The sequence below is a fragment of the Agrobacterium sp. 5Ca50 genome (genome assembly GCF_055381905.1).
In genome coordinates this window covers 868166-891673 of the sequence record NZ_AP026439.1, presented here as the reverse complement: position 1 = coordinate 891673, position 23508 = coordinate 868166, and the positions used below count along the sequence as shown (strand labels likewise).

The following is a 23508-nucleotide window of genomic DNA, read 5'->3' as shown; positions in this document are numbered from 1 at the left end:
TCAGGGAGGAAATCAATGGCTATCAAAAAAATGCTTGTGGCTTCAGTCACGCTTGCATGCGCTGCCTTGCCGATGGTGGCACAGGCGGACACATCCGCCAAGAAAATCGCACTGTCCAACAACTACGCCGGCAACTCCTGGCGTCAGGCCATGTTGACCAGCTGGGACAAGATCACCAAAGAGGCTGTATCCAAGGGAACGGTTGCTGCTGCAGACGCTTTCACAACAGCTGAAAACCAGGCGACCGAACAGGCCGCGCAAATTCAGAACCTTATTCTTCAGGGCTATGACGCAATCGTCATCAACGCGGCTTCGCCAACTGCGCTCAACGGTGCCGTAAAAGAAGCCTGTGATGCCGGCATTACCGTCGTTTCCTTTGACGGTGTGGTGACCGAGCCTTGCGCATGGCGCATCGCCGTTGACTTCAAGTCCATGGGCGAAAGCCAGGTCGACTTCCTGGCAAAAAAGTACCCTAATGGCGGTAACCTCCTCGAAATCCGCGGTCTGGCCGGGGTGTTCGTGGACGATGAAATCCACGCAGGTATCCAGGCCGGCATTGCCAAGCATCCAAACTTCAAAATTGCCGGTTCTGTAAACGGTGACTGGGCGCAGGACGTTGCACAGCGTGCCGTTGCTGGCATTCTGCCAAGCCTGCCGGAAATCACCGCTGTGGTGACACAGGGTGGTGATGGTTACGGTGCAGCACAGGCATTTGCAGCAGCAAAACGCCCGACACCAACCATCGTCATGGGTAACCGTGAAGACGAGCTGGTCTGGTGGAAACAGCAGAAGGATGCCAGCGGTTATGAAACCATGTCCGTTTCGATCGCACCGGGCGTTTCCACACTTGCTTTCTGGGTTGCACAGCAAATCCTCGACGGCAAGGACGTGAAGAAGGATCTGGTTGTTCCGGTTCTGCGGATCGATCAGGCAAACCTTGAAGACGGTCTGGCAAAGACCGAAAAGGGCGGCGTTTCCAACATCGAATATTCGCAGGAAGACGCCCAGAAAGTTATCGCTCAATAACTTTTTCGATACCGCGATATCACCGCACGGCGCCGCTTGAAGGCGCCGTGTACCGCCTATCCCAATAAATCTGTGTCGTGCTGATGAACGAAATCCTGTCGAGAGAAGAGGTTGTCGCCGCACGTGGCGTCAAGGTGACCTTTGGTGCCGTAAAGGCACTGGATGGTGCCGACCTCGTTATTCATTCTGGCGAATGTCTTGGTCTCGTCGGTCACAACGGTGCCGGCAAGTCCACCATCGTCAACGTCATCAACGGCAATCTTACGCCTCATGAAGGCACCCTGTCTTATCGTGGTGGTCAGGGAGAACACGGTATCGCCGTGGCACGAGCCAATGGCGTACGCTGCGTGTTTCAGGAATTGTCTCTTTGTCCCAATCTGACGATTGGCGAGAATGTCCGCATCATGCATGCCGATATGAAAGGCAGCAGATGGCGCGGTCGCGCGACCAGCCTCATTCAGCAGCAACTCGACGATATTTTCCCCGGCAGCGGCATTGACTGCACGGCAACCATTAGCGAACTTTCCATTGCCGAACGGCAGATGGTCGAAATCGCCATCAATTTCGCAGGTGTCGAAAACAAGCCAAGGCTGGTCATTCTCGATGAACCGACCTCGTCACTTGATGCCGGCCTTGCAGAACAGCTTATGGATTATGTCCGTCGTTTTGTGCGCTCCGGCGGCTCTGTTCTGCTGATCTCCCATATCCTTGGAGAAATCCTCTCAACCGCCACCCGCATCGTTGTGATGAAGGACGGCAAGGTCGTTGCCGATCGTCCAGCACCAGAATTCAGCACCCGCAGCCTTGTCGAAACCATGGGCAGCGTGGTGAAGGAAAGCGGCTGGGAGCGATCGACAATTCAAAGAACCGGACAACCTGTTCTATCCATGCCTGCCCGCAAGGGAGAGGGGCATATGTTCGAAGCCTATAGAGGTGAAATCATTGGTCTCGCAGGATTGGGCGGCCACGGCCAGACCGAAGCACTGCTCGATCTTTATTTGTCGCGCAACAGCAACTGGTTTCCGAACAGACAGCAGGACATTGCCTTTGTTGCCGGCGATCGCAGCCTGAATGGCACGTTCCCGCTGTGGAGCATTCTGAAAAACCTTAGCATTGCATCGCTACGCGACCTCTCCAGTCTCAGTCTCGTCAACCACAAGCGTGAGGACGAACTTGGCGACAACTGGAAAAAGCGCATCGAAATTCGCACGCCCAACATGGGCAACAAGATCCTGTCGCTGTCCGGCGGCAACCAGCAGAAAGTGCTCTTTGCCCGCGCGCTAGCCACGACAGCCGAAACCGTTTTGATGGATGACCCGATGCGTGGTGTCGATATCGGCACCAAACAGGAAGTCTATGAAATCCTGCGTACCGAAGCGCGCCATGGCCGTACCTTCGTCTGGTACTCGACCGAGATGGACGAAATCCGGCTTTGTGATCGCGTCTACGTCTTCCGCGACGGCGTCATCCACGCGGAACTCGTCGGTGACGACATCACTGAACAGAACGTGCTTGCAGCGTCCTTTGCAGGGGAAGGCCAGTGATGAAAATTTCTGCCAATACCATGCGTCTTGTCATTCCGGCGGCATCCCTTGCCGTGCTGCTGGCCGCAGTCTTTTACATGCAGCCGCGGGCCATGAGCTACACAGGCCTGAACCTGCTGTTCAATCTGGCCGTTCCAATCATTCTGGCGACCATCGCCCAGATGCTGATCATGTCGGTTAATGACCTTGATTTGTCGATGGGCACATTTGTCAGCTTCTGCGCCTGCGTCACCGCGACCTTTTTGCAAACATCACCTGTGGTCGGCATTCTGATTTTCGCAGGCGCAATCGCGGTTTACGCGGCAATCGGCGCCATCATTCACATACGCTCGCTGCCATCCATCGTGGTGACACTCGGTATGAGTTTCGTCTGGGGTGGCCTTGCTGTTCTTATCCTTCCGTCTCCCGGCGGCACGGCACCGGGCTGGATCCGCTGGCTGATGACGTCAAAGCCACCGCTCATTCCAGTGGCGATGGTTGCCAGTATTCTGATCGCCATCATTGCCCATCTGATCGTCAGCCGATCGTCCTTCGGCGTGCTGATGCGCGGTGTGGGCGGCAATTTCCGCTCGGTGGAACGGGCAGGTTGGTCCGTGGTTGGTATTCGCGCTGCAACCTTCGCGCTTGCCGGTTTTTTCGCAGTGTTGGCCGGTATCGCACTTGTCGGTCTGACGACGTCGGCCGATGCCAATATCGCACTTCGTTATACGCTGTTGTCGATTGCCGGTGTGATCCTCGGAGGCGGTGAATTTGTGGGCGGCCGCGTGTCGCCGGTTGGTGCGGTTATTGGCGCGCTGACCCTGACACTTGCCGGCTCCTTCCTGTCCTTCATGCGCATTTCGCCGGACTGGCAGATCGGTGCACAGGGCGCCATCCTGATCGTTGTCCTGGCGCTGCGTATTCTGCTCAACCGGCTTGAAAAGCGGGAGAAAAATCAATGAGTGCTTTTCAAACCATCTCACGCAAACCCTGGATCTGGTCTTTTGCGGCAACAATCGTGGTTTGGCTGGCAACGGTCATGTTCACTGGCGGTGCTAGTTCATTCGGCCTGTCGCACGCGGCTCTGACATTTGCTGCATTTTCGGTGATTGTCGGTATTGGCCAGATGTTTGTTATCACGCTCGGTCCCGGCAATATCGACCTCTGCGTGCCCGCGACTATGACACTGTCAGGCACGCTTGCCCTGAAATTCATGGATGTTTCCGACAGTCTGATCCTCCCAGGTCTGCTGATCGCCGTGCTGATCGGCATCGGCGTTGGCATTGGCAACTACCTGCTCATCAAGGCGCTGCGCATTCCGCCAATCATTGCGACACTGTCCATGAGCTTTATCGTGCAGTCGATTGCCATCTGGTCAAACCGGGGCCTTCGCATCAAGCCGCCGGAAAGCCTTGCCAGCTTTGCAACAGGAAGCACGATTGCCATTCCGAATGTCGCGCTTGTTGCGCTTCTGCTTTCCATCATTGCGTGGCTGTTGCTAGATCGCAGCTTCTATGGCCGCTGGATTTCTGCCATTGGTCAAAGCACCTTTGCAGCGCGCATGACCGGCATTCCCGTCGATGGCGCACGTTTTGTCACCTATGTGCTTTGCGCCGTTCTGGCCGCTGTCGCCGGTTACCTGCTTGCCAGCTTTTCCGGTGGCGCGGCCCTCAATATGGGCTCGGAATATCTGCTGATGTCGATTGCCGTCGTGGTGATTGGTGGCACTGCCGTGGCAGGTGGAGATTCCAACGTGCCGGGCATCTGGGGAGCCTCGCTGTTTATGTTCCTCGTGGTCTCGATGCTCAACACCTATGGTTTCGGGGCTGGCATACGCCTCATTCTGACAGGTCTCATCATCATCTCCGTCATCCTGCTGGCCGGCGGGCCCAAACCTAACCGCTGATCAGGCGACCCTGCGCGACTGACTGCGAAAGACAATATGGATAAAGCCATGCAATTCGACCCTTCGTTCCCCTATGACATCCGTGACGAGCGTTTCCGCCAGTACATTGTTGGAAATGCCGGACTGGAAGAACTCTACTCCGGCTGCCGCTGGGCAGAAGGCCCTGTCTGGTTTGCCGACATGGATTGCCTGTTGTGGAGCGATATTCCCAACCAGCGCATTCTGCGTTGGGTTCCAGATGGACATGTCTCGGTTTTCCGCCAGCCGTCCAATTTCACCAACGGCAACACCCGTGATCGCCAGGGCAGGCTCGTATCCTGCGAACATGGCGGCCGACGTGTCACACGCACCGAAATAGACGGATCGATTACCGTTCTGGCTGATAGCTATAACGGCAAGCGGCTCAACTCACCCAACGACGTCGTCGTCCGCTCAGATGACACGATCTGGTTTACCGATCCGACCTACGGCATCCTCTCCGACTACGAGGGTTACAAGGCAGAACCCGAACAGCAGACACGTAATGTCTACCGCCTCGACCCGGCGTCCGGTGAAATCACCATCGTGGTGGATGACTTTGGCCAGCCGAACGGCCTGGCCTTCTCGCCAGATGAAACAAAGCTTTATGTCGCGGATTCATCATCCAGCCACGACATCACTCGCCCGCGCCATATCCGCGTCTTTGACGTTGTTGACGGCAAGACCCTGGCGAATGGCCGGGAATTCTGCGCACTGGACAATGGTCTGCCAGACGGGTTCCGCCTCGATACGCTCGGCAATGTCTGGACGAGCGCTGCCGATGGCGTGCACTGCTTCTCGCCAGAAGGAAAACTGCTCGGCAAGGTTTTGGTGCCGCAGACGGTTGCCAATGTCACTTTCGGCGGCCCCCGCAAGAACCGCCTGTTCATCACCGCAACCAAATCGCTTTATTCGGTTTATGTTGCGGTGACCGGAGCCGTTTGACGCCTGAAATTTCAGGTAACCGCAGGCTCACGCAGCCTGCGGACGCCCCCAGATCGGGAACGGGTCGGGCAGGTCGCGATACATCTCGGCTTCAAGATGCTGCAGATCCGTTCCGACAAGGCAGGCGTCAAGCGCAGCACGAATGGCCTGTTCATCCATACCCGAACCAATAAATACCAATTCCTGTCGGCGATCACCCCAAACCGGATGCCAGTGCTTCTCCATTGCATCGAGAAAATCGGGATGGTCCGGCCAGCGGTTTTTTGGCACCGACACCCACCAACGCCCCATGGGCGACACGCGGGCAATGGCGCCGGCCAACGAAAAGTCGCCAGCCCATTCCGGGCGGGTCGCCAGCCAGAAATGTCCTTTGGCACGGATCAAACCGGGCCATGTCTTGTCGACAAATTCTTGAAATTTCTCCGGGTGAAAGGGCTGTTGTGCACGATAGACAAAACTCTGAATGCCATATTCTTCAGTCTCAGGCACATGATCGGCAAAGCCATACAGCTCCTTGAACCACAAAGGATGTGTCTCGGCCTTTTCCTCGTTGAACAAGCCGGTGTCGAGAACGTCGCTCAATGCGACTTTGCTGAAGTCGGTTTCAATAATCCGTGCATCAGCATTAAGGGCCATGATGATCTTGCGCACGACATCGCGTTGCTCTTCGCTGATATCGGAAACTTTGTTGAGGACGATAACATCGGCAAATTCGATTTGCTCAACCAGCAAATCCACAATCGTCCGTTCATCAGCATCGCCGTTGGATTCACCGCGTTCGCGCAGAAAATCATTCGATCCGTAGTCTTTCAGCAGGTTGATCGCATCAACAACCGTAACCATGGTGTCCAGCCGCGCAATATCCGATAGGCTGGAGTCATTTTCGTCGCGGAATGAAAAGGTTGCAGCAACCGGCAAAGGCTCTGCAATCCCTGTCCCTTCGATTAGAAGATAGTCGAAACGTTTTTCCTCTGACAAGCGACGAACTTCAACAAGCAAATCGTCACGCAATGTGCAACAGATGCAGCCATTCGTCATCTCGACCAGCTTTTCTTCCGAACGCGACAGGTTGCCACCGCCTTCACGAACCAGTTCAGCGTCGATGTTTACCTCACTCATATCATTCACAATAACCGCAACGCGCTTTCCTTCACGGTTGTTGAGAATGTGATTAAGCAGTGTCGTCTTTCCCGCACCAAGAAAGCCGGAGAGCACTGTCACCGGCAGTCTGCGATCAATGATATTTGCTGTGGGCATCGGCTATCTCTCTAAAATGTTATAACGTTACATTTAATTATTCGAACCTGACGAACTGTCAAGTTGCAAACGTATATCGATTGGAAAATTGGCCTTGATGACCAGACAAGAGGGCAGTTTGTCACGGTGCCCAGAACGGGCAAGGTATGTTCTTTGCCTCACCCTGTGCAGCTAACAGTCCATCAGGAAATCACAATAGGTTGCAATTCGTAAGCAATATATCGTACCGATCAAACTTTTTGTCACTTTTGCTATCATTGCGTGTTTTTCCGCAAAACGTCACTTGTGCATCATGAATGTTCAAAATCGATACAAACTATAGAATTTTATAACTTCAACCTGCACCTTGTTTCATCGATGCTTTGGAGGACTGACCAATCACACCACGCACATTGAGGAGACACCATGACAACAATTACGAAGCCGGGCATCATCGCAACGACAACTCTTGCCGCGCTCTTGCTGGCTGGACAGGCTTCCGCGTCAGACGCACTGGTTGACGCCGACTGGCTACAGAAAAACCTCGACAATCCAAAGGTGCGTGTCTTCGAAGTAAGTGTTGATACCGGCGTTTATGAACGTGGTCACATCCCCGGTGCTTTGAATATCAATTGGCATACAGATTTGGTCGACAAGGAACGTCGTGACATCGCCAAGAAAGAGGACTTTGAAAAGCTTCTGCAAGCATCTGGTGTCGACAAGGATACAACGATCATCCTCTACGGCGACAACAACAATTGGTTTGCAGCCTGGGGCGCATGGATATTCGAAACCTACGGTCTTGGTCAGCAGGTAAAATTGCTCGATGGTGGTCGCAAACTCTGGGAAGCCAAGGGCCTGCCTCTAGATACTGCAGCGACGGAACAGACACCAACGACATTGGCACTGCCGGAGCGTGACACCGCAATTCGTGCCCGCTTTACAGACGTCGTCGCCGTGGCCGAAGGAAAGCACGACATCAAGCTCATCGATATCCGCTCGGCGGATGAGTATTCCGGGAAGATTTTCGCCCCCGAAGGCGTTAAAGAGTTGTCCGTACGTGCCGGTCATATTCCCGGCGCGGTCAACGTGCCTTGGGGCAGCATCGTCAATCAGGACGGCACCTTCAAAAGCATTGATGAAATCAAAAAGATTTACGCAGACAAAGGTGTTGATGGCAGTGCGCCCATCATTACCTATTGCCGCATTGGTGAGCGTTCCAGCCACACATGGTTCGCGCTGAAAAAGATCCTCGGTTACGACGTCAAAAACTACGACGGCTCCTGGACGGAATATGGCAATGCCGTTGGCGTTCCCATCAGCAATCCATCCGGCACCGTCTGGACTGGCAAATAAACACATTTCGGCCTGAGCTTTTTACGGACGTTTCAATACGACGAGCGGAGTGATCTCTGCGCCGCTCGTCAATGTGTAAATTCGATTGATCAGAGCGGTCTACGCGGACCTTATGCAGTAAAGTGGCTCTGAAAGCACAATGAGAGTGTTTATGAGCCCATCAATCGGCCGGGCGGCCATTTCTCTGTTGCTGATCGCTATGGTCAGTTGGTGGTCCATTTCTCTTGCAACAGATGCCACTGGCCGAATACTCTCGCTGTCTCTTATTCTTGGCTTGCTTTTTGGCATCGTCCTTCAGCGCGGACGTTTCTGCTTTCTCTGCAATTTCAGAGACTTTATCGAGCGCCGTAAAATAGATGGTGTTCTATCCATTCTGATCGCCCTCGGTTTTGGCATCGTTTTTTACACTGTGATCATCATGGCCTGGGTGCCTGTGCCTCAGCCAGATCGTCTACCTCCTAACGCCCACATCAGTCCGGTTGGCTGGGTTATGGCACTTGCGTCTACTGCCTTTGGTTTCGGCGCAGGATTGTCAGGCTCTTGCCTGTCAGGACATCTCTACCGGATTGGCGAGGGTGCTTTCGGCTCCATTATTGCCATCCTTGGCGCTGCCTTGGGTTTTCTGATCGGCTTCCTGACATGGAACAGTCTGTTCACATTGGCGGTGTATGATGATCCTCCTCTGTGGCTAACCCATATATTCGGGCATGGCGGCGCACTCATCGCCGGACTTATCGGCGTGGTTGCACTCATCATCATCACCTTGTGGATTGGCAAACGGCAACCAGAGCCTCCTTCCGATGACAACAAAAACTACCTGTCATTAGCAGGACAGGCGGTCTTCTCACGCCGATGGCCGCCGGTCCTGACAGGCATCCTCGTTGCCGCAATCGGCGCGTTCGCCTATCTCAGAATTGCGCCTATCGGCGTCACCGCAGAACTCGGCAGCCTGGTCCGCACAGCCGCAACACCTGCCGGTTTCGTGCCGGAAACACTCAGCGGTCTCGATACATTACGAGGCTGTGTTTCGGCCGTTAAAAGCACACTCCTGTCTCCCAATGGCGTGTTTGTCATCGGTCTGGTCATCGGTGCTTTTGCAAGCGCAGTAAATGCCAGACAGTTCCAACCGTCCTGGCCGGATGCAAAGGGCTTGGCGCGTCGGCTCATTGGTGGGGTGCTGATGGGTTGGGGGGCGATGACCGGACTGGGTTGCACAATCGGCGTTCTGCTTTCCGGCATTCAGGCAGGCGCTGTCTCTGGCTGGGTTTTCCTTGTCTTTTGTTCGCTCGGCGCGGCTGTTGGCCTATTCACCCTCAGACGCGGTTGGCTTTGATCCCCAGAAGTTGCCATTCAGACCTATGTCTCGGTCTAAAGCTGCAGTCATCACTGAATATGCTGGCATGGCCACAAGTCACAACGATCTTTGTCGTCATTCTTGCCACCGTGGTTGTGTCTGAATCGATTTCTGCCGGGGTGAGAAAGGCAATCACCTGATGCATCGGGCGTCAAATCCCGAAAAAATATAACAGCCCAAACACCCAGCGCCAGAAGGATGACCGTGACAACTGACGTTGGCGCGGTCTTTTAACAACTTTAGATTCGCATTAGCGACATAGGCAATTATGTGATCATCTGGCACAGCTCAAAATAGGTCGGCGCATTGAAAATTGGGAGCAACCGTGGCCCACTGGAATGCAACGTTGAGCAACGAGCGACCAAAAAAAATGTGCTCAAGCCATCTTGATCATTATCCCTTGAAACTCAGTGTGTAGAACCGATTTCTGTACAACGTCGGCTCCCGGTCTATGAGCCAAGAACTGATAAACCAAAATTTGTAGATTGACACATATATGAAACCGGTTACATTTATCGATGTAAACGGTTTCATTGGAAAATCCGTTGCTTGGAGGAGCAAAATTTTCATGTCTATTCACTTGAGGTTTGCTGCAACAAAAGTTTGCGCAGACTAACGTCCGCTTTTGACATTGTTGTCCCAACTTCTTCCATTTCGTCCTCGACGTAATGGCAGCTGGGGCAGACGTTTGTTCATTGATGCGGCAGTACGGTCCAGCCAGACCACGTCTTGGGTCGGGATCGACATTTAACCCGCAGTCTATCTGAAACAGACGACACCACACATTGGAGGCTGCTTTTTCACCTCCGGCTGCAGGGCCGGGGAGGGTGGCGCTTGCGTGTCGTTTATCGCTCAAACGAAAAGGGAGTTACGCGTTTGAAATCCTTGAAATCAACATTCGCAGGTATGGCACTGGTCGCAGCAATGGCGGCAGGTATCGCAAACCCGGTTGTGGCTGACGACAACAAAAGCCTGCCAATCGCAGCGCAGATGTACACATTGCGCGATGCAGGCACGCTTGAAGAGCAGTTTGCCATTCTCAACCGCGCTGGCGTCTCGGCGGTGGAAACCGTCGACATGCAGAAGGTCAGCGCAGAAGAACTGTCTGCACTGCTTGAGAAACACAAGATCAAGGTGATCTCGTCACATGTGCCGATCGACAAGCTGCGCGGCAATCTGGACGACGTCATTGCCGAGCAGAAGGCCGTTGGCAACCCTGTTGTGACCGTGCCTTTCCTCAAGCCGGAAGATCGCCCAGCGGATGCTGCTACATGGACGGCCTTTGGCAAGGAGCTTGGTGGTTACGCAGACAAGCTGGCTGCAGCCGGTTTGGCCATGTCCTACCACAATCATGACTTTGAAATGGTCAAGTTTGACGGCAAGACAGCGCTTGAGCTTCTGCTCGATGCTGCCGGTCCAAAGCTGCAGAGCGAGCTTGATGTCGCCTGGGTAGCACGCAGCGGCACAGACCCGGCAGAGTTTCTCGGCACATTGAATGGCCGTGTATTTGCGATCCACGCAAAGGATAATGCACCTGCGGGGACCGCGGAAAATGAGCGTGGCTTTGCCACCCTCGGCACCGGCGTCCTGGATTGGAAAACAATCTTGCCAGCGGCCAAAAAGGCCGGTGCGAAATGGTTCATCCTTGAACACGACATGCCGCTTGATGCCGAAGCCGTCCTGACCAAGGGCAACGCCTTCCTCAACGAACACCTGCCAACAATTCAGTAATGCAACAACCATTCCCCGGTGGTGACACTACCGGGGAATAACAGGCGCTTTTGAACAAAATGTTTCCCGTCGATATCTCGGCCGGACCGGTGAGTTGCGCCTTTTTTCCAAACAACAGTTAGAGGGATTATCATGGCTAACAATCATTACGACGCGATTGTTGTCGGTTCGGGGATCAGCGGAGGCTGGGCCGCAAAAGAACTCACACAAAAGGGTCTAAAAGTTCTTCTTCTTGAACGTGGCAGAAACATCGAACATATCACCGATTACCAGAATGCAGACAAGGAAGCGTGGGACTACCCTCACCGCAATCGTGCCACGCAGGAAATGAAGGCAAAGTATCCGGTTCTAAGCCGCGATTATCTGTTGGAAGAAGCCACACTCGGCATGTGGGCTGACGAACAAGAAACGCCTTACGTCGAAGAAAAACGTTTCGATTGGTTCCGTGGGTACCACGTGGGTGGTCGTTCTCTCCTTTGGGGCCGTCAAACCTATCGTTGGTCACAGACCGATTTTGAGGCCAATGCAAAAGAAGGCATCGCTGTTGATTGGCCTATTCGTTACCAGGATGTTGCGCCATGGTACGACTACGTTGAACGGTTTGCGGGCATTTCCGGCAGCAAAGAAGGGCTCGATATCCTTCCTGATGGTGAATTCCTTCCACCAATCCCTTTGAACTGCGTCGAAGAAGATGTGGCGCGTCGTCTGAAGGACAGCTTCAAGGGCACGCGTCACCTGATCAATTCCCGCTGCGCCAACATCACACAGGAACTTCCTGACCAGGATCGCACACGCTGTCAGTTCAGAAACAAGTGTCGGTTGGGCTGTCCGTTCGGCGGTTATTTCAGCACACAATCATCAACCCTGCCTGCGGCCGTCGCGACCGGCAATCTCACCCTGCGTCCGTTCTCAATCGTCAAGGAGATCCTTTACGACAAGGACAAGAAGAAGGCCCGCGGCGTCGAGATCATCGATGCCGAAACCAACATGACCTACGAATATACTGCGGACATTATCTTCCTGAATGCCTCAACGTTGAATTCGACCTGGGTGCTGATGAATTCAGCCACCGACGTGTGGGAAGGGGGATTGGGAAGCAGTTCCGGCGAACTCGGCCATAATGTCATGGACCATCATTTCCGCATGGGTGCGACGGGTGAAGTCGAAGGATTTGACGAGTTCTATTTCAAGGGACGCCGCCCGGCAGGTTTCTACATTCCTCGCTTCCGCAACATCGGCGATGAAAAGCGTAAATATCTGCGTGGTTTTGGTTATCAGGGTTCGGCAAGCCGCTCCCGCTGGGAGCGCGAAATCGCCGAGATGAATATTGGAGCAGATTATAAAGACGCATTGACCGAACCAGGCGGCTGGACAATCGGCATGACAGCCTTTGGCGAGATGCTGCCCTACCACGAAAATCGCGTGAAGCTTGACCAAAACAAAAAGGATAAATGGGGGTTGCCGGTCCTTTCAATGAATGTCGAGTTGAAACAAAACGAACTCGATATGCGTGAAGACATGGTGAATGACGCTGTCGAAATGTTTGAGGCCGTCGGCATCAAGAACGTCAAACCGACCCGAGGCAGCTACGCACCCGGTATGGGTATTCACGAAATGGGAACTGCGCGCATGGGCCGCGATCCAAAGTCTTCGGTTCTAAATGGCAACAACCAGGTGTGGGATGCCCCTAACGTGTTCGTGACGGATGGTGCCTGCATGACGTCTGCTGCCTGTGTAAATCCGTCTCTCACCTACATGGCACTGACGGCACGTGCTGCCGATTTTGCGGTGTCAGAGCTCAAGAAGGGAAATCTGTAATGAACAGACGTGAACTGCTAAGACTTATCACGGTTGCGACAGGCATCTCCCTGGTCGGCGCTGATGTTGCCTTCAGTCTGGATAAAGCCGCTGCGGCAAAGCCCGACCAACTTTTTACTCCGGAAGACATCCGTTTTCTGGATGAGGTTGCTGAAACCATCATTCCTCGGACATCCACCCCCGGCGCGAAAGACGCCGAGGTAGGCACCTTCATGGCTGTTTATGCTGCCGATTGTTATACGGAAGACCAAAAGAAGCTCTTCCATTCTGCAATTTCCCAGATTGAAGGCAGCAGCCAGGAAAAACATAAAAAGCCATTTCTCAGCCTAACAGCTAAAGAGCGGGAGGATGTCATTCTGGCTTTGGACAAAAAGGCCAGGGCAGAACAGACCCCAACCAATACACAGGCATTCACCCTCGTCAAGCAGCTGACATTGTTCGGCTTTTTCACATCGAAAATCGGTGCAACCGAAGTTCTTGTCTATGACGAAATCCCGGGAGAATACGAAACCTGTGTCCCTTACAAAAAGGGTACGCCCGCTTGGGGCACAGCCTGAGTTTATGTCCGTTCGTCCCGTGCGCCCCCGCGTACGGGACTTTTTATTTGCAAGACAAGGATGAAAGAATGCGTATTTCAATATTGTTGGCAGCGGTGTTGATGGCTGCGAGCGCTATGCCGGCGCGATCCGAGGGCGATGTTGCCAAGGGTGAAACAGTATTCAAACGCTGTTCCGCCTGTCATGCCATCGGGGAGGGCGCCAAAAACAAAGTTGGGCCCCAACTCAATGCTGTCATTGGCCGTACTGCTGGCAGCTTGCCGGACTACAATTATTCCAACGCTATGAAAAAGGCGGGTGAAGAAGGCCAGATCTGGACCTCGGAAGAATTGAAGGCGTTTTTGAGCGCTCCCAAAAAGAAAATACCTGGCAACAAAATGTCTTCAGCCGGGGTGAGCAAACCGGCAGACCTCGACAATCTCATCGCTTACATTGAAAGCGCATCGAAGTCGTCCGCAGACTAATCACGCCAGGATTTGATAAAAACCGCCTGGGGACGCATGGAACAAAATGTCGAAACGAAAGTTTGGACACAGCCAAACCTCGTCTTCCCCCCGGGGTGTGGCTCTCGATGCGACCTCGGCACGTCTTTCAACAGGACGTGCCTCTTTTTTTTGCGCTCGACCTTAACTGAGCGACAGCGGTGTAGGACGACGGAAACGTTGTTGCAGAAAACTTGCCGTCTTGTACCGCACTCCCGCAGGTCTTTCCGGATCCGCAAATTCTGATTCAGCAAACACCTCATCGGCAGCGGTGAGTTCTCGGATAGGCACAGGGATCAGGCCGCGGCCTGCAGGCTGATTGAGGGTCTCGACAGCCTTGATCAATGAGCCTGAGGCTTTGATCTCCTCAGACACCCTTTCAACCGCGCATCCGAGGTGTTCGGCAATAAGCGTGTCTCTTATTCTGGAGATTGTTGCACGCGTTGCGAGATCATTTGCTTCAATCGCGATGTCACATTCCGTATCAAAACCCATTGAACGATTGTTGAGATTGGCTGAACCAAGTTTCAGAATATTCTCATCGGCAATCATGATCTTTGCATGGACGTAGATCGGCGAGCGATTTTCATTCACCGGGTACAACACCCGGAAGCGGTCGAAAATATCGGCATCCGTAACAAGCTTCATCAACCGAACGCGAGCAGAATCCATCGTTTTTGCCTCGAGCCAACCTCCTGCGCCTTCAGGATTGATGACCAGTACCTCCGGGCCGTCTTGCTCTCCCAGACGCGCAGCAATCGCCTCTGCTATGCGCCTCGATGCAAAATACTGGCTTTCGATGTACAGAGATTTTCTCGCCGACGCGATCATTGCAAGTTTGACTGTCTCAACTTCGCTGATCTGCGGTCTGCTTTCGTACTGCGGCGCGGTTCTGGAAATGGCGATCTCGACACCACGCAAGTCAACATCGAGACCATCCGGCCAGATTTGATCTGCACCTTCGCTTTTCGAAAGCTTTTCACCTGTCGCATAATACCAACGAGTTCGAGCCAATTCACCCAGCGCTGCCGCCGCCGGGCCTGACACGCACGTCGTGGCGTCATGCCAAGGACCTTGCGCGAAGCCCATGGGTGATCGACGTCGAGGTTCATTATCGCGGTGGTCAGTTGTGTCCCAACGCCCAACAGTCATGTCGATCCCGCCACAAAATGCGAGCTCATCGTCAATGACAAGAAGTTTCATGTGATGAGCCGACATTGCGGGATGCGCACCGTCGAGCTTCAGGTGGATCTGATTGGAAAACATCCATTTCAAAACGTAGAAGGGCGTCTCTCCTCGGGCCAGCGAATTGATCACGCCGAGGTCCCACTTCAGAATCCGTATTTCGAGATCGGAATTGCGCGCCGCCAGCCAATCCAGCAACGGCCCTACTTTCACAGGCGCTTCATCATCCTTGCCGTCATGTGCAAGCTCGATCCGGGTATCGAAATCCCAACCGATCAACATGATGTTGCGTTTGGCTTTCAGCATCGCATTGCGTGCATGCCTGAAGAATTTGTCCGCATCGACGATCACCGAAGCGCGATCTGCCTTATCCAAGCGCCAACATGTTTCGCCAGCCACCAAAATCGACACTTTGCCACCTTTTTAAAATGCTAACACATAAACTGCTCGTCACGACCGGAATGACACTTCGACTTCAATCTCGATTAGGGACCTTCGGTGCGTGAATACCCCACGCGCGTACGACCGCGATGTGAACGGGAGAACAGCAAAATCGTTCCCTCTTCCGATCAGTGATCACATGCAAATATCAATATTACAGGACAACCATTTGCATGCCTTGCGACAAAGGAGAGAATGGCTGCTTCCAAGCAGGTTATAACTGGCAAAGTTGAGAAAACTTCCAGACGTCTTAAATATCGCTACTTCCTTGTTTTTGAAATTTTTTTGAAAATGATCGGCTGCTGCTTTCGAGTCCAAACCTAAAATAATCGGAACAAAACGCCTCTGGCATGGTTTGGTTTTTGAGAGAAGGAGACCACAATGCAAAAAATCATTATTCCAGTTCTTGTTGCTTTGTCGCTGGCAGCATGTTCCTCAACTGAGCGCGGTGCAACCGTCGGCGCAGCAGGCGGAGCCATTATAGGTGGCGCAGCAACCGGCAATCTGCGCGGTGCGGCTGTCGGTGCGGCAGTCGGCGGTGTTTCGGGCGCATTGATCGGTAGCGTCGCGGACCAGCCAGGCCAGTGCTACTACCGCGACCGCAACGGAAATCGTTACATCGATCGTTGCTGATCAACTTTCAACACCGCCACAATGGTATAGCCACCCGCAGATAAGCTTGTGCGGGTGGCTATATCTACATCGGCGTGTATTGCACTATTGTGTGCAATGAGAGATCAAAGCGACAGTGCATCCCTTGAATCCAATATCAACAACGAGATTATCAGCTTGTCTCGACAACAGGACAATCTACAAGGCAACAGCCACTCATGAGCCGGTTTGAAGATACTGAGATCGCCATTTCCCAGCGACTCAAAGCACTGAAGGCAAAGCCTGACAAAACGCTCAATCGACCTGATATTGCTGAGCCATTAAAGGCCGATGGGTTCACCGACGACGAAATTACGGCTGTCCTGAATGCGCTCGAACAAGATAAAGTCCTTGCCTTTTTACCGGGTAACAGGCTGTCGGTACTCAAGGCACTTCCATAATTTGTAGAATTAACAGGCCTAGCATTGACAGGTTTGGCTTGCCGAATGTCAATACAGCGACCCGGGGTACGACTTTTGTGACATTCGAGGTCCATGGTGACCGCTTCGGCTGCCTGCCCTTCATCGGCGTCCAGTTGCTCCGGCTTGACTTTGCGTGAAAATAGAACAAAATGAGAACATTCGCGGAAGTTATTCTCGGGAGTTCACCATGTCTCAACAACTCGCTTTTAATATCTATCCTGATGACATCATCGGGCCCGTCTCCGGCGAAGTCGATCTAGCTGCAGCCGTGCTGGCGGCTCATGACGGCGATGCGCTGTCTGCAATCAGAAACCTTATGGCAGATGCCGACTTCTTGCGCGATCAATTATATCGAGCCTCTAAGGTCATGAGCCATGGAATGGTTCGCGGGTGGAGGCCACGTTACGAGCGCCCGGCGTAAAGCATAAGGATGATCGCAGCCAATTGCCGCGATTGCGGCATTCCCCTCAATTCTTGGCATACTGCCAGTCGATTGTCCTTTGACGTACCGAGACCGATTGAGATGATCCGTGCCTTGCAAATGTTTCCGGGCCATTCATACTCATCTCTAAAACACCGCGGTAAAGCGGATCCGTGGAGAGGAAACAGGTTGAACAGAAAGATTTTTCAGAACCGAACGGAATGGTATAATGCAGATGGCCAGATCCATAACGAGAATGGGCCTGCCATCAGTTACAATAATGGCAAACAGGAATGGCTGGTAAACGGCCGACATCACCGTGTTGATGGTCCAGCCCTATCTTCTCCAAATGGCTATTGTGAATGGTGGCTTGATGGAAAACGCCATCGCAAGGACGGGCCTGCAATAGAGTGGCCTAACGGTGATCAACAATGGTACTTGAATGGCGAGCTTCACCGCCTTGATGGACCAGCTATCATGATCCAAAGCACCAGATATTATTACATCTCGGGCGAGGGCCGTGCCGACGAAGAATTTCAGGCTTGAGTTCGGGCTGATGGGTGAGCCACAGATCGAACGTATCCTCAGCTGATCTCGTCTGGTTATAACGTTCTTGGCCAATAATCCGTGAGAAATGTGGAGCAGGGGTCAATCCACCAAAATATTTGAAAGCAATAATAGGGTGCCGGCTGTGGATAACGGACAAACGATGAGATTGTTCGTATTTTATTAAGTTTGTTCCCAAAGACTACCTCATGGGGGCGATCTTAATCTGAACACGCACGTTGTATGCGTGATCACAATGGAGCCGACCCATGTTTCTGCGTACCGTGCTTATCGTCGATGACGAGCCTCTGATTAGAATAATGCTCACTGAAGTCCTCGAAGACGAGGGCTACCAAGTAATCCAAGCCAAAAACGCTCTTGAAGCGATCGTCGCCCTTGAAGCGCGCCAAGTCGATGCTGTTATTACTGATGTAGAAATGCCCTGCGGCATCAATGGCGTCGATCTCGCCCGACACATAAGGTCCACCAAAGCCAGCATATCCGTTATCGTGACTTCGGGTGGCCGATCTATCGGCGCTGACGAGCTGCCAAACGGTGTGAAATTTATTCCAAAACCTTACGACGTAGGTTTTCTTATCAACACGCTGAGTGAGCTGCTTTCCCACTGGGGTGAAAATCAACCATCACGCGTAGTCGGTCGAGGAGCCTGAGGTTCGCCACCTTCTACAGCAGTATCCTGGCGCACGAGTTTGCGACCATGAACGACCGATTATCGGCGCTGCGGCGCCGTGGTCGAACCCTATACTTTCCGCTACAAGCTAGATTTCACCGGAGCCCATAACAGCCTTCTATTAGGCCTATACAAGCCCATCGGCAATTTTGACAAGTTGCGCCACCGATGTCGCTTTCATCTTCCGCATCATGTGCCCTCGGTGAAGTTTCACCGTAGGCTCGGCCAGTTCCAGCTCTGCCGCGATCTGCTTATTCAGCTTACCGGCAATGACAAATGTCATGATCTGGCGCTCACGTTCCGTCAGCGTCATATATCTTGAATGGGTCAAAGCTTTTGCTTTTCTTTCGTCGCGGCGCGCAGCATCGTTGGCGATCGCACGGTTTACCGCCTCCAAAAGATCCTGTTCTCGAACCGGCTTACTGAGAACGTCTATGGCGCCAGCTTTCATGGCCCGCACTGCCATGGGCACATCAACATGGGCGCTAATCAGCACGATCGACCGCGGAAGGTTGCTCTTCGCCAACGCTTCCTGAAATTCCAGGCCGCTTTGCCCGGGAAGCCGGATGTCGAGAACGATACAACCGGCTTTTTCAGGATCATCTGCCGCCATGAACTCCGTGACAGAACCATGCGTTTCGGCAGCAAGCCCCACGGATTCGAACAGCCCTTTCAGCGCTTCGCGTACGCTTTGATCGTCATCAATGACGATGACGGTGGGTTGCCGGTTCTTCCGTTCATCGATCAACGGGTGTTTCCTTAAAATGAGAGAGCGTGAAGGTGAACGTGCTTCCACACGGATCGTTAGCGGTTGCCCAGATACGTCCTCCATGCGCTTCAACTATTGAGCGACAGATGGAGAGGCCCATCCCAATCCCATCAGATTTTGTCGTATAAAACGGCTCGAATATTCTATCGAGTTCGTCAGTAGGTATGCCATTGCCGAAATCGGAAACACTGACCTCAACGTCACCGATCTGGCCCACGTTACAACTGATTTTGATAACAGCTTCCGGACGTCGTGATGTCGCCTCAGCGCCGTTCATGATCAAATTTACCAGGACCTGCTGAAGTTGAGTACGATCGCCGAGAACCTCAATAGGTTCAGCCGGCAGTTCTACAATGACGCCCAAGCCACGCGACCGCAATTCGCCGTGTAAGAGATCCAAAACATCCCTTAGCGCGAGGCTGAAATCCGTGCGTTGTATTTGTGCTGGCGTCTTCTGCGCCATGGAGCGAATGCTTGTTACGATTTCGCCGGCACGATGACCGTCATGAACGATCCGTCCGGCGGCCAATCGCGCTTGTTCAAGATCGGTGTGTCCCTCCTGAAGCCATCTGAGACAGGTGCCTGCATTGGTTACAATTGCCATGAGCGGCTGATTGATCTCATGAGCAATCGATACGGCAAGCTCTCCGATCGTCGTCACTCTCGTAACATGTGCGAGTTGACTTTGGCTCTGACGAAGTGAGTCCTCTGCACGTTTGCGGTCTTCAATGTCGACAACGATGCCATACCAGCGAACGACGTTGCCGTGAGTATCCAGAAGTGGGCTTTGTCGCAGATTAAACCACCTGTATTGGCCGTCGAATCTTCTGATCCGGGCGTCAACAGGTTTGGGTTTTTTCGTCGTGACAACCTCTTCCCAACTCTCACGCATCCGTTCGACATCATCGGGATGAAACATGCGGTAGAAACCGAATCCGACAATCTCTTCGAATGGCAGGCCCACAAAATCGATCAGATTCTGGTTCCAGTATTCAAGTCGGCCATCCGGCGTACAGGACCAGGCCATGGCAGGAATGGTGTTGATGATGAGGCTGAGCTTATGTTCACTTTCCCTAAGCGCCGCTTCGCTTTCTCGAAGGGCATCTTCGGCGCATTGCAGGTTTTCAATGTCGATATTGACACCAAACCAGCGCACGACACCGTTTGCATCTATCAGCTTTCGTCCCGCGAAATAAAACCAGCGATAGGTTCCATCTGCCCCACGAATGCGACCTTTCAGTCGGGTATGATCTGAATGTTCGAGGTCTCGTTTCCAGATTTCCACCATCTCTGGAATATCGTCGGGATGATAGAGGTCCAGAAAGCCCCATTCGAGAATTTCGGCGGCTGGTAATCCGGCATAATCAAGCCAATTCTGGTTCACGAAATCCGCACTTCCATCTGGGCGTGCGGACCAGACAAGGACTGGAAGCGAATTGATGATAAGCCTCAGGTTCTCTTCACTTGCAGCAAGCGCAGATTTGGTCTCTCTGAGAGAGTCTTCAGCCTGTTTCCGATCTTCTATATCGAGAACGACACCGTACCATTTGATGACATCTCCGTCAGAATCGAACCGGGGTTTTTGCCGAAGCGAACACCAGCGATATTCGCCGTCGGCACGCCTCAACCTGCCTTCGACTTCCCTCCCTATTTTGGAGATCATGATAGCGCGCCACTCGGAAGCAAGCCGAGTTGTGTCATCGGGGTGGAATAGCCGGTAAAAATTTTCACCAGCAATGTCTGCAAGCGGCAAACCGACATATTCGAGAAAATGCTGATTAGCAAAATCGAGCATGCCGTCATACGTCGTCGACCACGCCATTGCAGGGATAAGGTCGATGATCGCATCGGTGTCCTTATGCTTGTCCAACTTGGTCCCCTACCATTTCGCTGAGCGTAAACGCCCCATCTCAGGTTACGCTGTTTCTCGCCACCGTGTTAGGCGAGATTGATAGACGATGGTCTATTTTCGCACTGCCTTGGTCTAGTTTGCTGCGACCTAGATCGCAATTGAGGGCGGGCTTGAACCGACATATTCATAAAACAGGATGGTTGAACCTGGAGCCGAACAATGACGGCTTGGGCGAAAACCCGTTTACCGATCGCAGCCAATATACCGGCACATTCGGCGACGCCACGACATCATCAATCGATATGAAGGAAGACGCCATGCCTCAACTTTCACGCCGTGCATTTGCCAGTGCCTTGCCTCTTGGCCTCGTTGGAGGAAGTCTTCTCGGCGGGGGGCTGGTTAGTGTTTCGTCTGTCCAAGCCGCGACGCAGGCAGCCGACAAACCTCCTGCTGCCATAACCCCAACAGCACAGATACGGATCGGTCGCTTCACTGTCACGGCGCTGACGGATGGATATGCCGATATGCCCTATGACTACTTCCCGGGACGGTCAGCCCCGGATGTCGAGAAAGCGGCAAGCGCACAATTTACCGCCAGACCAAGTGGGGTACGGTTCCTCTTCAATCAGTATCTCGTCGAAGATGGTGAGCGCCGCATCCTGATTGACGCCGGTGCGGCGGGCTCTATCGGCCAGACAGGAAAACTGCCACAAGCGCTCGCCAACTATGGTCTTCGACCCGATCAGATCGACGCAATCATCGTGACACATATGCACCAGGATCATATGGGCGGGTTGGTACTGGCAGGCAAGAACAACTACCCTGACGCCGAACTCTTTATAGATCGTCGCGACGTTACCCACTGGACCGACCCAGCGAAGAAAAACGGTGCTCCTGATTTTCTGCAGCCAAGTTTCAACATGGCAGAAGAGGTGGTGCGGCTTTATCCGAAACTCCAGGCAATAGATGGAGAGCGCGAGATCACACCGGGCGTTTCGATTGTTGACCTGACCGGCCACACGCCGGGCCACATCGGCGTGCGGATCGAAGATGGCGGCAAGAGCCTGATCATGGTTTCGGACATGATTTTCCCGGTTGTACATCCCGCCGCTACCGATGTGTTCTTCCTGTTTGAGCAGGACCGTGTCGCAGCAAAAGCCATGCGCGATCGTTTCTTTCCGCTTGTGGCATCGGAGGGTGCGCTTATCGCCGCAACCCACATGCCTTTTCCCGGTCTCGGTCGCGTCGTGGCTGATCGTGGGGAGATGCGTTGGCAGGTGGCGGACTGGGCCTTGCAGGAGTAATCTTTGTTTTCGGAGCCTCGGAGGACAGAAAGTACGTAACGAGAGGCGTTGCCGAAAGACATATCCAGGCACGCATCGTTCTAAATCGATACGTGCCTGGCCGAACAGGGAGATCAGGCATGCCATATCATTTCCTTGAGGTTGCCGTGACACCGAGTGTCAGGGCAGTTCAGGCTGACATGGGCGCGGATCAGATCTGGCTGGGGTCTCATGACCGCCCTTCAGATATCCTGACAGACGCCGAAATCGCTTTCATCGCGACACGAGACAGCTTCTATATGGCATCCGTCTCCGAAACGGGCTGGCCATATGTTCAGCATCGAGGAGGCAAAGCCGGTTTCCTAAAGGTCGTCGACCAGCAGACCATGGCATTCGCAGACTATCGCGGAAATCGCCAGTACATCAGTGCTGGCAATTTTGCAGCCAATGATCGCACCTGCCTGTTTCTAATGGATTATGTCCGGAGAGCCCGGCTCAAAATCTATGCCTATGTGGAGCAAGTGGAACTGGATGCGGACCAGCAACTCACAAAACTTGTGTCCGATCCGGATTACAGGGGTAGGGCAGAGCGTATCTTCAAGCTGCGACTTGAGGCCTTTGATTGGAACTGCCCGCAGCACATCACCCCGCGCTACACCGAGCACGAGGTCGGACAAGCAATCGCTCCACTTCGCGACCGACTGCAGCAACTGGAAGCGGAGAACGCCGCCTTGCGGGCACGTCTGGAGGACCTTTGAGATGAGCGACGCTGAACGACCACCTAATCCTCCGTTTACATCAGAAAGTGCGGCCCAGAAAGTCAGGTTGGCTGAAGACGCTTGGAACAGCAGAGTCCCTGTCAGGGTCTCACTGGCTTATACCGTTGACTGCCGGTGGCGGAACCGTGCCGAGTTTGTGACTGGCCGGGATGCAATACAGACGTTTTTAGCGACGAAGTGGCGGAGAGAGTTTGATTACAGATTGATCAAGGAACTCTGGGCTTTCGACAATAATCGGATCGCAGTTAGATTTGCTTACGAGTGGCATGACGACAGTGGCAACTGGTTCCAATCATTCGGCAATGAGAACTGGGAGTTCGATGATCGTGGCTTGATGCGAAAACGCTACGCCAGCATCAATGACCTGCCGATCAGCATCCAGAACCGCAGCTTTCACTGGCCACTCGGCCGAAGACCCGATGACCATCCCAGTCTCAGTGAACTTGGCTTTTAATCGAAGTACCCTGCTAACGCTCATATGACCCCAATCGTTACGGCTTAAGGAGCCTGTCTTGA

General features: G+C 53.3%; 23 protein-coding genes and 1 pseudogene. 20 read left to right on the top strand and 4 right to left on the bottom strand.

The genetic code is table 11. The features are described 5' to 3' along the window. Nucleotides 1-15: 15 nt before the first annotated feature. From ACZ5FM_RS21585 to ACZ5FM_RS21565, 5 genes are all read left to right on the top strand, one after another. Nucleotides 16-1026 (top strand): ABC transporter substrate-binding protein, encoded by a 1011-nt coding sequence (locus ACZ5FM_RS21585; protein WP_192489130.1) that lies wholly within the window; start codon nt 16-18, stop codon nt 1024-1026. An 83-nt stretch (nt 1027-1109) separates the two neighbouring features. Then, nucleotides 1110-2570: an ATP-binding cassette domain-containing protein gene (locus tag ACZ5FM_RS21580; RefSeq protein ID WP_464040718.1), complete on the top strand. Its 1461-nt coding sequence runs from the start codon at nt 1110-1112 to the stop codon at nt 2568-2570. After that, entirely contained in the window at nt 2570-3511 is a 942-nt protein-coding gene (locus ACZ5FM_RS21575) for an ABC transporter permease (RefSeq protein WP_250984910.1), read from the top strand. Before ACZ5FM_RS21580 ends, ACZ5FM_RS21575 begins: the two co-directional genes overlap by 1 nt. Further along, nucleotides 3508-4455 carry an ABC transporter permease gene (locus ACZ5FM_RS21570; protein WP_250984909.1) on the top strand — a complete coding sequence of 316 codons (948 nt, stop codon included), beginning with the start codon at nt 3508-3510 and terminating at the stop codon, nt 4453-4455. The genes ACZ5FM_RS21575 and ACZ5FM_RS21570 overlap by 4 nt, the downstream gene beginning before the upstream one ends. A 48-nt stretch (nt 4456-4503) precedes the next feature. Then, on the top strand, nt 4504-5418 hold the full coding sequence (locus tag ACZ5FM_RS21565) for an SMP-30/gluconolactonase/LRE family protein (RefSeq protein ID WP_250984908.1): 915 nt from the start codon (nt 4504-4506) through the stop codon (nt 5416-5418). 27 nt (nt 5419-5445) lie between these two features. Here ACZ5FM_RS21565 and zigA read toward each other — a convergent pair whose 3' ends face one another. Further along, nucleotides 5446-6675: a zinc metallochaperone GTPase ZigA gene (zigA, locus tag ACZ5FM_RS21560; protein ID WP_464040717.1), complete on the bottom strand. Its 1230-nt coding sequence runs from the start codon at nt 6673-6675 to the stop codon at nt 5446-5448. 405 nt (nt 6676-7080) lie between these two features. Between zigA and ACZ5FM_RS21555 the strand changes: the two genes are divergently transcribed. From ACZ5FM_RS21555 to ACZ5FM_RS21525, 7 genes and pseudogenes are all read left to right on the top strand, one after another. Further along, nucleotides 7081-8010, top strand: coding sequence for a sulfurtransferase (locus ACZ5FM_RS21555; RefSeq protein ID WP_464040716.1), 930 nt, complete (start codon nt 7081-7083; stop codon nt 8008-8010). 151 nt (nt 8011-8161) lie between these two features. Further along, the gene (locus ACZ5FM_RS21550; protein WP_464040715.1) at nt 8162-9343 is read left to right on the top strand and encodes a YeeE/YedE family protein; all 1182 of its coding nucleotides are present in this window, start codon (nt 8162-8164) and stop codon (nt 9341-9343) included. Nucleotides 9344-9372: 29 nt separating this feature from the next. Beyond that, nucleotides 9373-9504, top strand: a pseudogene (locus ACZ5FM_RS21545) (phosphonate ABC transporter, permease protein PhnE); the annotation flags it as partial. Between the two features lie 736 nt (nt 9505-10240). After that, nucleotides 10241-11095, top strand: coding sequence for a sugar phosphate isomerase/epimerase family protein (locus ACZ5FM_RS21540; protein WP_464040714.1), 855 nt, complete (start codon nt 10241-10243; stop codon nt 11093-11095). Between the two features lie 132 nt (nt 11096-11227). Then, complete coding sequence (locus tag ACZ5FM_RS21535; RefSeq protein WP_464040713.1) at nt 11228-12913, top strand: GMC oxidoreductase; 1686 nt, start codon at nt 11228-11230, stop codon at nt 12911-12913. Next, entirely contained in the window at nt 12913-13470 is a 558-nt protein-coding gene (locus tag ACZ5FM_RS21530) for a gluconate 2-dehydrogenase subunit 3 family protein (protein ID WP_464040712.1), read from the top strand. The genes ACZ5FM_RS21535 and ACZ5FM_RS21530 overlap by 1 nt, the downstream gene beginning before the upstream one ends. 68 nt (nt 13471-13538) lie before the next feature. Beyond that, entirely contained in the window at nt 13539-13934 is a 396-nt protein-coding gene (locus ACZ5FM_RS21525; RefSeq protein ID WP_259147049.1) for a c-type cytochrome, read from the top strand. A gap of 162 nt (nt 13935-14096) precedes the next feature. Here the strand turns inward: ACZ5FM_RS21525 and ACZ5FM_RS21520 are convergent, their stop codons facing one another. Further along, nucleotides 14097-15512: a phospholipase D-like domain-containing protein gene (locus tag ACZ5FM_RS21520; protein ID WP_259147046.1), complete on the bottom strand. Its 1416-nt coding sequence runs from the start codon at nt 15510-15512 to the stop codon at nt 14097-14099. A 447-nt stretch (nt 15513-15959) separates the two neighbouring features. Here ACZ5FM_RS21520 and ACZ5FM_RS21515 point away from each other — a divergent pair, with 447 nt between their 5' ends. From ACZ5FM_RS21515 to ACZ5FM_RS21495, 5 genes are all read left to right on the top strand, one after another. Further along, the gene (locus tag ACZ5FM_RS21515; protein WP_192489141.1) at nt 15960-16211 is read left to right on the top strand and encodes a glycine zipper domain-containing protein; all 252 of its coding nucleotides are present in this window, start codon (nt 15960-15962) and stop codon (nt 16209-16211) included. Between the two features lie 197 nt (nt 16212-16408). Continuing rightward, complete coding sequence (locus ACZ5FM_RS21510) at nt 16409-16630, top strand: hypothetical protein (RefSeq protein WP_250984899.1); 222 nt, start codon at nt 16409-16411, stop codon at nt 16628-16630. Between the two features lie 208 nt (nt 16631-16838). Beyond that, complete coding sequence (locus tag ACZ5FM_RS21505) at nt 16839-17072, top strand: hypothetical protein (RefSeq protein WP_464040711.1); 234 nt, start codon at nt 16839-16841, stop codon at nt 17070-17072. Nucleotides 17073-17261: 189 nt separating this feature from the next. Then, nucleotides 17262-17618 (top strand): hypothetical protein, encoded by a 357-nt coding sequence (locus ACZ5FM_RS21500; protein WP_464040710.1) that lies wholly within the window; start codon nt 17262-17264, stop codon nt 17616-17618. A gap of 269 nt (nt 17619-17887) precedes the next feature. Continuing rightward, nucleotides 17888-18289: a response regulator gene (locus ACZ5FM_RS21495; RefSeq protein ID WP_259147037.1), complete on the top strand. Its 402-nt coding sequence runs from the start codon at nt 17888-17890 to the stop codon at nt 18287-18289. 147 nt (nt 18290-18436) lie between these two features. Here ACZ5FM_RS21495 and ACZ5FM_RS21490 read toward each other — a convergent pair whose 3' ends face one another. Both ACZ5FM_RS21490 and ACZ5FM_RS21485 read right to left on the bottom strand, forming a co-directional pair. Then, a complete protein-coding gene (locus ACZ5FM_RS21490) occupies nt 18437-19057 on the bottom strand; it encodes a response regulator transcription factor (RefSeq protein WP_312951339.1) in 621 nt (206 codons plus the stop codon). Next, nucleotides 19047-20948, bottom strand: a complete 1902-nt coding sequence (locus tag ACZ5FM_RS21485) for a PAS domain-containing sensor histidine kinase (protein ID WP_259147033.1) — start codon at nt 20946-20948, stop codon at nt 19047-19049. Before ACZ5FM_RS21485 ends, ACZ5FM_RS21490 begins: the two co-directional genes overlap by 11 nt. A gap of 299 nt (nt 20949-21247) precedes the next feature. Here ACZ5FM_RS21485 and ACZ5FM_RS21480 point away from each other — a divergent pair, with 299 nt between their 5' ends. The 3 genes from ACZ5FM_RS21480 (at nt 21248) to ACZ5FM_RS21470 (ending at nt 23446) form a co-directional block, all read left to right on the top strand. Next, nucleotides 21248-22234 (top strand): MBL fold metallo-hydrolase, encoded by a 987-nt coding sequence (locus ACZ5FM_RS21480; protein ID WP_259147388.1) that lies wholly within the window; start codon nt 21248-21250, stop codon nt 22232-22234. Nucleotides 22235-22353: 119 nt separating this feature from the next. Then, on the top strand, nt 22354-22971 hold the full coding sequence (locus ACZ5FM_RS21475; RefSeq protein WP_464040709.1) for a pyridoxamine 5'-phosphate oxidase family protein: 618 nt from the start codon (nt 22354-22356) through the stop codon (nt 22969-22971). Nucleotide 22972: 1 nt separating this feature from the next. After that, complete coding sequence (locus tag ACZ5FM_RS21470; RefSeq protein WP_464040708.1) at nt 22973-23446, top strand: nuclear transport factor 2 family protein; 474 nt, start codon at nt 22973-22975, stop codon at nt 23444-23446. Nucleotides 23447-23508: the final 62 nt, after the last annotated feature.